The 9,555-nt window shown below is 67.1% G+C and carries 13 protein-coding genes; 9 read left to right on the top strand and 4 right to left on the bottom strand.

Annotated elements, in window-relative coordinates; genetic code table 11:
• Window positions 1-132 precede the first annotated feature (132 nt).
• From fliP to MT490_RS12800, 3 genes are read right to left on the bottom strand one after another with little or no spacing between them, the layout of a single operon-like run.
• Entirely contained in the window at window positions 133-879 is a 747-nt protein-coding gene (gene fliP, locus MT490_RS12810; protein WP_297388186.1) for a flagellar type III secretion system pore protein FliP, read from the bottom strand.
• Window positions 872-1,423: a flagellar biosynthetic protein FliO gene (locus tag MT490_RS12805; RefSeq protein ID WP_297388183.1), complete on the bottom strand. Its 552-nt coding sequence runs from the start codon at window positions 1,421-1,423 to the stop codon at window positions 872-874. Before MT490_RS12805 ends, fliP begins: the two co-directional genes overlap by 8 nt.
• Entirely contained in the window at window positions 1,423-1,659 is a 237-nt protein-coding gene (locus tag MT490_RS12800) for a FliM/FliN family flagellar motor switch protein (protein ID WP_297388180.1), read from the bottom strand. Before MT490_RS12800 ends, MT490_RS12805 begins: the two co-directional genes overlap by 1 nt.
• Before the next feature lie 165 nt (window positions 1,660-1,824).
• Here MT490_RS12800 and flgC point away from each other — a divergent pair, with 165 nt between their 5' ends.
• The 6 genes from flgC to katG all read left to right on the top strand — a co-directional run bounded on the left by flgC (window position 1,825) and on the right by katG (window position 6,983).
• On the top strand, window positions 1,825-2,232 hold the full coding sequence (flgC, locus tag MT490_RS12795) for a flagellar basal body rod protein FlgC (protein WP_297388177.1): 408 nt from the start codon (window positions 1,825-1,827) through the stop codon (window positions 2,230-2,232).
• Between the two features lie 12 nt (window positions 2,233-2,244).
• Entirely contained in the window at window positions 2,245-2,559 is a 315-nt protein-coding gene (locus MT490_RS12790; protein ID WP_297388174.1) for a flagellar hook-basal body complex protein FliE, read from the top strand.
• A 2-nt stretch (window positions 2,560-2,561) separates the two neighbouring features.
• The gene (locus MT490_RS12785; protein WP_297388171.1) at window positions 2,562-2,825 is read left to right on the top strand and encodes a flagellar biosynthetic protein FliQ; all 264 of its coding nucleotides are present in this window, start codon (window positions 2,562-2,564) and stop codon (window positions 2,823-2,825) included.
• A complete protein-coding gene (gene fliR / locus MT490_RS12780) occupies window positions 2,822-3,580 on the top strand; it encodes a flagellar biosynthetic protein FliR (protein ID WP_297388168.1) in 759 nt (252 codons plus the stop codon). Before MT490_RS12785 ends, fliR begins: the two co-directional genes overlap by 4 nt.
• Window positions 3,580-4,650 (top strand): flagellar biosynthesis protein FlhB, encoded by a 1,071-nt coding sequence (gene flhB / locus MT490_RS12775; RefSeq protein WP_297388166.1) that lies wholly within the window; start codon window positions 3,580-3,582, stop codon window positions 4,648-4,650. Before fliR ends, flhB begins: the two co-directional genes overlap by 1 nt.
• A gap of 128 nt (window positions 4,651-4,778) precedes the next feature.
• A complete protein-coding gene (gene katG, locus MT490_RS12770; RefSeq protein ID WP_297388164.1) occupies window positions 4,779-6,983 on the top strand; it encodes a catalase/peroxidase HPI in 2,205 nt (734 codons plus the stop codon).
• A gap of 180 nt (window positions 6,984-7,163) precedes the next feature.
• Here katG and MT490_RS12765 read toward each other — a convergent pair whose 3' ends face one another.
• Window positions 7,164-7,586, bottom strand: a complete 423-nt coding sequence (locus MT490_RS12765) for a flagellar assembly protein FliX (RefSeq protein ID WP_297388162.1) — start codon at window positions 7,584-7,586, stop codon at window positions 7,164-7,166.
• Window positions 7,587-7,669: 83 nt separating this feature from the next.
• On the opposite strand from MT490_RS12765, the gene MT490_RS12760 reads away from it, so the two are divergent.
• From MT490_RS12760 to MT490_RS12750, 3 genes are read left to right on the top strand one after another with little or no spacing between them, the layout of a single operon-like run.
• On the top strand, window positions 7,670-8,773 hold the full coding sequence (locus MT490_RS12760) for a flagellar basal body P-ring protein FlgI (protein WP_297388159.1): 1,104 nt from the start codon (window positions 7,670-7,672) through the stop codon (window positions 8,771-8,773).
• Window positions 8,773-9,060, top strand: a complete 288-nt coding sequence (locus tag MT490_RS12755; protein ID WP_297388156.1) for a rod-binding protein — start codon at window positions 8,773-8,775, stop codon at window positions 9,058-9,060. The genes MT490_RS12760 and MT490_RS12755 overlap by 1 nt, the downstream gene beginning before the upstream one ends.
• Window positions 9,060-9,482, top strand: coding sequence for a flagellar protein FlgN (locus MT490_RS12750; RefSeq protein ID WP_297388153.1), 423 nt, complete (start codon window positions 9,060-9,062; stop codon window positions 9,480-9,482). The genes MT490_RS12755 and MT490_RS12750 overlap by 1 nt, the downstream gene beginning before the upstream one ends.
• Window positions 9,483-9,555 lie beyond the last annotated feature (73 nt).

The raw sequence follows: 9,555 nt of genomic DNA, 5'->3' as shown, positions 1-9,555 counted from the left end.
CTTTATTAGGCGCGCAGACGCGCGCACCCACCCCCTGCCCCTCCCTGCAAGCAGGGAGGGGAGCCTTCAGACAGAATGTCGATACGACCCAACCCCTCCCCTGAAGGGGAGGGGCTAAGAAGGGCGCGGCCGCTACGTCGCGAAGCTCTTGATCAGCGACCCGGCCACCAATGCCCAGCCGTCGACCAGCACGAAGAAGATGATCTTCATCGGCAGGGATATCGTCGGTGGCGGGAGCATCATCATGCCCATCGCCATCAGCACCGCCGAGACGGCGAGATCGATCACGAGGAACGGCAGCAGCAGCAGGAAGCCGATCTCGAAGGCGCGGCGCAGCTCGGAGATCATGAAGGCCGGAGCGAGCGTCGAGAGCGGCGTTTCGGCGCGGGTCGGGATCTGCTTGCCGGCCAGATCGGCGAACATCTTGAGGTCGCTGTCACGCACCTGGCTGAGCATGAACACGCGGAACGGCTCGGCGGTCTTCTCGAACGCGACCTGCTCGGTGATCTTGCCCTTGGTGTAGGGATCGACGCCCTCGTTCCACGCCTTCTCGAAGGTCGGCGCCATCACGAAGAACGAGAGGAACAGCGCCAGGCTGATGATCACCGGGTTGGGCGGCACGCCGGGCGCGCCGATGCCGGTGCGCAGCAGCGACAATGCCACCACCATGCGGGTGAAGCTGGTGATCGTCATCAACAGGCCCGGCGCGAGGCTGAGCACGGTCAGCATCAGCACGAGCTGGATCGCCCGCGCCGAGAGCTGGCCCTCGCCGGCGCCACCGCCGCCCAGGTTGATGGTCGTGCCGCCGGCCGCCTGCGCGTGCGCCGCCACCGGCAGCAGCACGAGCGCGGCGACGGCCGCGATCAGCAATCTACGCATTGAGCGCCTCGCGCACCGCGGCGCGGTTCCAGCGCTTGGTGTCGCGCGGACGGCGGGTGCGCTTGCGGGGCGCCGACGGGGACAGTTCGACGACGTCGTTAGGCGCCGCTTCGTCCTCATCATCAACGCGCTCGTCGTCGTTCGCGCCGCGCACCGCAGCGATCTTGGCGCGCGACAGGTCGACGAGCTTGCCGAAATTGCTGGTGAAGGCGGCGAGATCGCCCCGGAAATCGGCGACGGGCTCGGGCTGTGCGGGCGCCGGAGCGACAACCGGCTCGGGCGCGGTAATGCCGGTCTCGAGCGTAACATGCCCCTCGGGCCCGATCAGGATGAGGTGCTCGCAGCCGTCGCGGCGGATCAGCGCGATCGAACGCTTGGCGTCGACCGCGAGGCGCTCGACCAGCTCGACGCGCTTGCGTGCCGAGCCCGAGACGCGGCCCGGCAGCTTGATGTCGTAGCGGCGCACCACCCAGAGCGCGCCCGCCAGCATCGCCAGCACGATACCCAGCGCCCCGAAGGTGCGCATCATCGACAGGATATCCATCAGTGGCGCTGCTTCTTCACGAGCTCGGAGATTTCGAGCGACATCTGGTCGCCGTCGACGAGGATGCGGCCCTTGGCGACCAGCTCGCCGTTCACATAGACCAGGCTGGGATCGTCCTGGCCGCAATCGAGCGGGATCATCGCCCCGCGGCTCATCTTGAGCATCTGCCGGATCGGCACCTCGGCCGAGCCGAGCACGATCGACAGGTCGATCATAATTTCGTCGAGTACGGACATGCGCGCCCCTTTCAGAATGCCTTATAGGAAGCATTGTCCGCCCCCCGGCGCATGACCCGGCAAATTTTGCCTAGGACCATTTTTTCCGCGTCTCGAACTCACCCCCGGCAAGAATTGCCTATGATGGAGGAAATGGCCGCTCGGCCGCACTGGAGTTCGACCCACATGGACTTGAAGGCATCGCTCGGCGTCTCGGCATCGGGGCTTCGCGCCCAGTCGCTCCGGATGCGCGTGATCGCGGAGAACCTGGCCAACCAGGATTCGGTGGCGCAGACCCCCGGCGGCGATCCCTATCGGCGCCGCGTCGCCAGCTTCAAGGCCCAGGTCGACAGCGCCACCGGCGCCACCGGGGTCAAGGTCCAGTCGATCGAGACCGACAAGTCCGACTTCACCCGCGTCTACCAGCCGGGCCACCCGGCCGCGGACGGTGAAGGCTATGTGCTGCGTCCCAACGTCAACGGCCTCGTCGAGAGCGCCGACATGAAGGCGGCCCAGCGCAGCTACGAAGCCAATCTCAATGCCATCGAGGCCGCCAAGAGCCTGACGATGCGCACCATCGATCTCCTCAAGTAAGGGAAAAATCTCATGTCCATTGGAGCACTTGATGCGACCTCCGCTTATGGCAAGGTCGCAGGGATCGGCAGCGCCCTCGGCAAATCCCCGGTCGGCAAGACCGACGGCGCCGAAGGCTTCGGCTCGATGGTCGAGGACCTCGTCAGCGGCACAGCGCAGCAGATGCGCGCCGCCGAGCACGCTTCGGCCATGCAGGTTGCCGGCAAGGGCGACCTGATCGACGTCGTCACTGCGATCGGCGCCGCCGAGACCGCGCTCGACACGATGGTCGCCGTGCGTGACCGCGTCGTCAGCGCCTATACCGACATCATGCGCATGCAGATCTGACGATGTCGCCGAGCGAGGTCATCCAGCTGGTCGAAGCGGCGCTGCTGCTGGTGCTCACCGTGGTGGGCCCGCTGCTGCTGACGTCGCTGATCGTCGGCACCGTCATCGGCCTGCTCCAGGCGCTGACGCAGATCCAGGAGACCACGCTCACCTTCGTTCCCAAGCTGCTCGCGATGGGGCTGGTCTTCCTGCTGATGATGCCTACCATGGGGCAGGCGCTGTCCGGCTTCATGGCCAAGATCAGCGACCTGATCATCACCGGATGACCATCCCCGCCGACCTGGAATTCCAGGTCTCCGCCTTCTTCATCGTCTTCGCCCGCGTCGGCGCGGTGCTGATGCTGCTGCCCGTGTTCGGCGAGGATTCGATCCCCGGCCGCATCCGGATGATGATCGCCTTCGCCATGTCGGCGGCGCTCTACGGCGCGCTCGGCGAGCCCGCCCGCGCGGCGTTGCAGGGCGGTGCGGTGCTCCCCGCGGTGCTCGTCACCGAGCTGATGACCGGGCTCGCCATGGGCATGATCGTCAAGATCCTGTTCTTCGCGATCTCGATGGCCGGCTCGATCGTCAGCATGCAGGTCGGCCTCTCCGCCGCGGTGATCTTCGATCCGGCGCAGGCGAGCCAGGCGCCGATGATCTCCAAGTTCGTCGGCATCGCCGCCGCGCTCGTGTGCATGGGCATGCAGGTCCACCACCTCTGGCTCGGCGCGATCATCCACAGCTATCAGAGCTTCCCGATCGGCGGGCTGCCCCCGATGCAGGACTTCGCCCAGCTCGCCATCGCCGCCGTCGGGCGCTCGATGACGCTCGGCATCAGCCTCGCCGCGCCGCTGATCGTCTACGGCATCGTCTTCAACGTCGCGCTCGGCCTCTCGGCGCGCATCGCTCCCGCGATCCAGGTCTTCTTCATCGCCCAGCCGCTCAACCTGCTGCTCGGGCTCAGCATCTTCGCCGCCACCGTCGGCACCATGCTCACCGTCTTCGCCACCCAGATGGGCGACGCGATGCAGGGAGGCTGGTGATGTCGGGCGATACGGACCAGGAAGACAAGACAGAAGCCCCAACAGACAAGAAGCTCGAGGACGCCCGCCAACGCGGCGAAGTGCCGATGGCGCCCGAAATGAAGCACGCCGCGATGTTCGTCGCGGCGCTGGTCGTGATGGGCGGTCTCGGCACCTATACGATGCAAGCGATGGGGTCGCTGTTCATCCGGCTCTGGGGCAGCGCGGAGGATTTCCGCATGGACCCGGCCGGCGCGCAGGATTTCGCGACCGGCCTGTTCGGCGCGATCTTCACCACGCTCACGCCGATCCTCGCCGCCCTGTTCGGCTTCGCGCTGCTCGGTGGCTTCCTCCAGGGCAGGCCGATGCTGTCGTTCAGCCGGATCAAGCCCAAATGGTCCAAGCTCAATCCGGTGAGCGGCTTCCTGCGCACCTTCAGCAAGCAGTCGCTGATCGAGTTCGTCAAGACGCTCGCCAAGCTCTGCCTCGTCGTCGGCATCGGCGCGTGGATCGCCTGGCCGCATGCCGCGGGGATCGACCGGCTGGTCGGCGCCGACATGGTCTCGATGGGCGCGGCCGCGAACGACATCGTCCATGCGATGCTGGTGCCGATCGCGATGCTGGTCGGCGCGCTCGCGCTGTTCGACTTCGCCTGGCAGCGCTTCGCGTTCCTGAAAAAGATGCGGATGACGAAGCAGGAGATCAAGGACGAGTATAAGCAGAGCGAGGGCGACCCGAAGATCAAGGGCAAGATCCGCCAGCTCCAGATGCAGCGGGCCAAGAGCCGGATGATGGCCAACGTGCCCAAGGCCAGCGTGGTGATCACCAACCCGACCCATTACGCCGTCGCGCTCCAGTACGATCACGGCGCGATGAACGCCCCGGTGGTCGTCGCCAAGGGCGTCGACGCGCTCGCGCTCAAGATCCGCGAGATCGCCGGCGAGCACAATATCCCGCTGGTCGAGAATCGCCCCCTCGCCCGCGCGCTCTACGCCTCGGCCGAGATCGACCATCCGATCCCGGTCGAGCATTATGCCGCCGTGGCGGAAGTGATCAGCTACGTACTCAGGATCGCCAAGGCGAAGCGGTAACAACGCGCGATGACGCTGCAGCGCGTCATTTATTTTCGCGCTTGCGGTGAGCGGTTTTAATCGTTTTTGCCTTTCGTCGTCCGGACCTACCCTGTGGGCAAATCTCCCCCACAGGAAGGAATCGAGCCATGGACGCACCGACCACAGGCAGCCCGCTCAGCGACCCCGGCAAGGAGCCCGCTGCGCTCCGCACGCTGCTGGGACGCACCAATCGCGACTGGTGGCCCGAGGCGCTGAGCCTCGAGATCCTCACCCAGGGCGGCGTCTCGCCCGATCCGCACGACCCGGGCTTCAACTATCGCGAGGCGTTCAAGAAGCTCGATTACGCCGCGCTCAAGGCCGACCTGACCGCGCTGATGACCGACAGCCAGCCCTGGTGGCCGGCCGATTACGGGCATTACGGCCCCTTCTTCATCCGCATGGCGTGGCACTCGGCGGGCACGTACCGCACCGGCGACGGCCGCGGCGGCTCGTCCTCGGGCTCGCAGCGCTTCGCCCCGCTCAACTCGTGGCCGGACAACGGCAATCTCGACAAGGCCCGCCGCCTGCTCTGGCCGATCAAGAAGAAATACGGCGCCGCGATCAGCTGGGCGGACCTGTTCATCCTCACCGGCAACGTCGCGATCGAGTCGATGGGCGGGCCCACCTTCGGCTTCGGCGGCGGCCGCGAGGACATCTTCGAGCCCGAGCGCGACATCTATTGGGGCACCGAGGAGCAATGGGTCGGCCATCCCGACAACAAGACCCGCATCGACGACGAGGCCGGCATGGCGCTCGAGGAGCCGCTCGCCGCGATCCAGATGGGCCTGATCTACGTCAATCCCGAAGGCCCCGGCGGCAAGCCCGACACCAAGGGCTCGGCGCGCGACCTGCGGCGGACCTTCGCCAACATGGCGATGAACGACGAGGAGACCGCGGCGCTCACCGCGGGCGGGCACACCTTCGGCAAGGCGCATGGTGCGGGCGATGCCGCGAAGGTCGGCCCCGAGCCCGAAGCCGCCGACATCGCGCAGATGGGCCTCGGCTGGGCGTCGACCCACGAGAGCGGCATGGGCGATGACACGATCACCTCGGGCATCGAAGGCGCATGGACCCCGACGCCGACGAAATGGGACATGAGCTATTTCGACATGCTGCTCGACCATGAATACGAACTGGTGAAGAGCCCCGCGGGGGCCAAGCAGTGGCAGCCGGTCGGCAACCCCGAGGAGACCCAGGCGCCGGCGGCGCACACGCCGGGCAAGAAGGTCCCGACGATGATGACCACCGCCGACAAGGCGTTCAAGGACGATGCCGACTATCGCAAGATCCTCGAGAAGTTCCGCGCCGATCCGGCCTATTTCGCCGACGCCTTCGCCCGCGCCTGGTTCAAGCTGACGCACCGCGACATGGGGCCCAAGGCCCGCTATCTCGGTCCGGAAGTGCCCGCCGAGGATCTGATCTGGCAGGATCCGATCCCCGCCGGCACGCAGCTCAGCGATGCCGACGTCGCCACGCTCAAGGGCAAGATCGCCGGCTCCGGGCTGAGCGTGCAGCAGCTGGTCAAGACTGCCTGGGCCTCGGCCTCCACCTTCCGCAACTCGGACAAGCGCGGCGGCGCCAATGGCGCGCGCATCCGCCTCGCCCCGCAGAAGGACTGGGAAGCCAACGAGCCGGCCGAGCTCGCCAAGGTCCTTCAGGTCTATGAGGGCATCAAGGCGGAGCACGGCAATGTCAGCATCGCCGACCTGATCGTGCTCGGCGGCAATCTGGGCGTCGAGCAGGCCGCGAAGGCGGCGGGCCACGACGTGCGCGTGCCCTTCAGCTCGGGCCGCGGCGACGCCACCGCGGAAGCGACCGACGCCGACAGCTTCGCGCCGCTCGAGCCGCGGGCCGAGGGCTTCCGCAACTATCTCGGGGTGAAGTTCAACGTCCCCACCGAGGAGCTGCTGGTCGACCGCGCCCAGTTGCTCGACCTCTCGGCGCCCGAGATGACGGTGCTGATCGGCGGCCTGCGCGTCCTCGGCGCCAACCACGCCAAGGCGGGCAAGCACGGCCAGTTCACGAACCGGCTCGGCCAGCTCACCAACGACTTCTTCGTCAACATCCTCGACATGGACACCGCCTGGAAGCAGGTGTCCGAGACGAGCGACGAGGAGTTCGTCGGCACCGATCGCGCCTCGGGCGCGCAGAAGTGGACCGCGTCGCGCACCGACCTGGTGTTCGGCTCCAACTCGCAGCTCCGCGCGATCTCCGAAGTCTATGCCTCGGACGACGCCGGCACGAAGTTCGTGCAGGATTTCGTGAAGGCCTGGACCAAGGTGATGGACGCCGATCGCTTCGATCTGCGCTGAGCCCTAAGGACTCCCCTCCCTGCTTTGCAGGGAGGGGTTTGGGGGTGGGTGCGCGCGTCTGCGCGCCCGAAAAGACTCATTCCCGATCCGCCAAAACAGCGAAGGGCGGAGCATCGAGCTCCGCCCTTCGCTACACCCACCCCTAACCCCTCCCTTGCAGGGAGGGGAATAACGTAAGGACTAAGCCTGAACGTCGAGCTTGGCGAGCTCGACGCGGACGCGCAGCTCGATTTCGGAGAGGATCGACTGGAGCACCGGATCGTCCGACGCCTCGAAATTCTCCGACCATTCGACGATCTCGCGCAGCCGTTCGACGCTGGGGGTGCCCGTCGCCAGTTCCTTGTGGAGCCGCTCGAGCGCGTCGATCCCGCGCTCGGCATCCTTGGCCTGCTTGCGGCGGCGCTCGATCGCGGGGTCCGCGGCGGCGAGCGTCACCAGCATCGCCACCGAAGGCACGGGCTGGTTGGTGCCGGGACCCTGCATCGGCACCGGCATCTGCCGGGCCGCGGCCTCCTCCTCGGCGACCGGAAAACCCGGCGCAGCCTTGGGCAGCGCAGCCAGCAGGCTGCGTGCCATCAGCGGCGTCAGGCTGTCGATACGCACGAAATCAGGTCCTCTCGGCCCGCATTGGGCTTAATCCCTCTATAAGAAAGTTACCGCGGATTTTCCACTTTTCCCGAGGGTTTATGCACCGGTTCGCCGCCCCGCTCCTCCTGATGCTCCTGGCGCTGATCGCCAGCCCGAACGCGCTGGCGCAGACGCGGATCAAGGACATCGTCGATGTCGAGAATGTCCGCGAGAACCAGCTCGTCGGATACGGCCTCGTCGTCGGCCTCGCCGGCACGGGCGATCGCATGCGCAACGCGCCCTTCACCGAGGAATCGATGCAGGCGATGCTCGAGCGGATGGGCGTCAACATCCGTGGCACGAACATGCGCACGCAGAACGTGGCGGCGGTCTCGATCACCGCGACCATGCCGCCCTTCTCGCGTTCCGGCTCGCGGATCGACGTGCAGGTCTCCGCGCTGGGCGACGCGTCCAGCCTGCAGGGCGGCACGCTGATCGCCTCGTCGCTGCGCGCGCTCGACGGCGAGATCTATGCCGTGGCGCAGGGCCCGGTCGCGGTCTCGGGCTTCAAGGGCCAGGGTGCGGCGGCGAGCGTCACGCGCGGCGTCACCACTTCGGCGCGGATCGCCGGCGGCGCGATCGTCGAGCGCGAGGTCCCCTATTCGCTCCAATCCGCCGCGAGCCTCAAGCTCGCGCTCAAGAACCCCGATTTCGCCACCGCCGACCGCATCGCCAGCGCGATCAACGGCCGCTTCCCGGGCAGCGCGATCGTGCTCGACCCGGGCACGGTCCAGGTCGCGCCCGCCGCCAACTTCGTCGGCAACGTCATCGATCTCGTCACCCGCGTCGGCGATCTCGAGGTCAAGGTCGACCAGCCGGCGCGCGTCGTGATCAACGAGGCCTCGGGCACCGTCGTCATGAACAACGACGTGCGGATCACTCCCGTTGCGATCGCGCAGGGCGGCCTCACCATCACCGTCTCCGAGCGTCCGCAGGTCTCGCAGCCCGCGCCGCTGTCGAACGGCGAGACCACCGTGGTGCCACGCACCCAGGTCCAGGTCGACGACGGCAACGGCGCGCATCTCGCCATGGTCAGCGGCGCCTCGCTCCAGTCGCTGGTCAGCGGGCTGAACACGCTCGGCGTGTCCCCGCGCGACCTGATCACCATCCTTCAGGCCGTGAAGAGCGCCGGCGCGCTCCAGGCCGAGATCGAGGTCCAGTGATGAACGAACTCAACGCCCTTTCCGCCGCCTCCGCGACCGCCCCGGTCCGCAAGGTCGATCCTAAGAACGCCGAGACCGCCAAGGAATTCGAGGCGATGTTCCTGGGCCAGATGACCAAGATGATGCTCGAAAGCGTCCAGAAGGGCGAGTTCAACGGCGGCGCCGGCGAAGAGATGTTCCAGGGCGTTCTCGCCGAGAAGCTCGGCACCGAGATCGCCAGCCGCGGCGGCGTCGGCCTCGCGCCCGCCGTGCTCGATTCGATCCTCAAGCTCCAGCAGGGACAATAATGACCGTTCAGCTCATCGACGCGATGGTTTCGCTCACGGCCCTCATGGAGGAAGAGAGCGAGCAGCTCGCCTGCAAGGCCTATGTCCCCGAGCTCGGCGAGATCGCTGCGGCCAAGCTGCGCCTCACCGGCCGGATCGAAGCCGACTTCGCCCGGCTCAAGCGCGAGAGCCCCGATTGGGCCGAGAAGCTCGACGAGGAGGAGCGCATCCAGCTTTCGGACGCGAGCCGCAACCTGCGCGACGCCTCGACGGTCAACCAGCAGATCCTGTCGCGCCAGATCGAGCTTTCGGTCGAGATGATGGGCGCGATCGCAGCCGAGGCGCAGCGCCTCACCGGCACGCGCAGCACCACCTATGGCGCGTGCGGCGGGCTCGGCGGCATGGACGCACCCGCGCCGATCTCGATCAACGCGAAGCTGTGACGGCGAGCCCGCGCAAGCGGGCGCGCTCACGCCTCCGGATCGCCTCGAAACAATGCGATAACGCCGCTAGGTG

It is taken from the genome of Sphingomonas sp., from assembly GCF_026460985.1.
GTDB lineage: Bacteria > Pseudomonadota > Alphaproteobacteria > Sphingomonadales > Sphingomonadaceae > Sphingomonas.
This window is presented reverse-complemented; position numbering and strand designations above follow the sequence as displayed.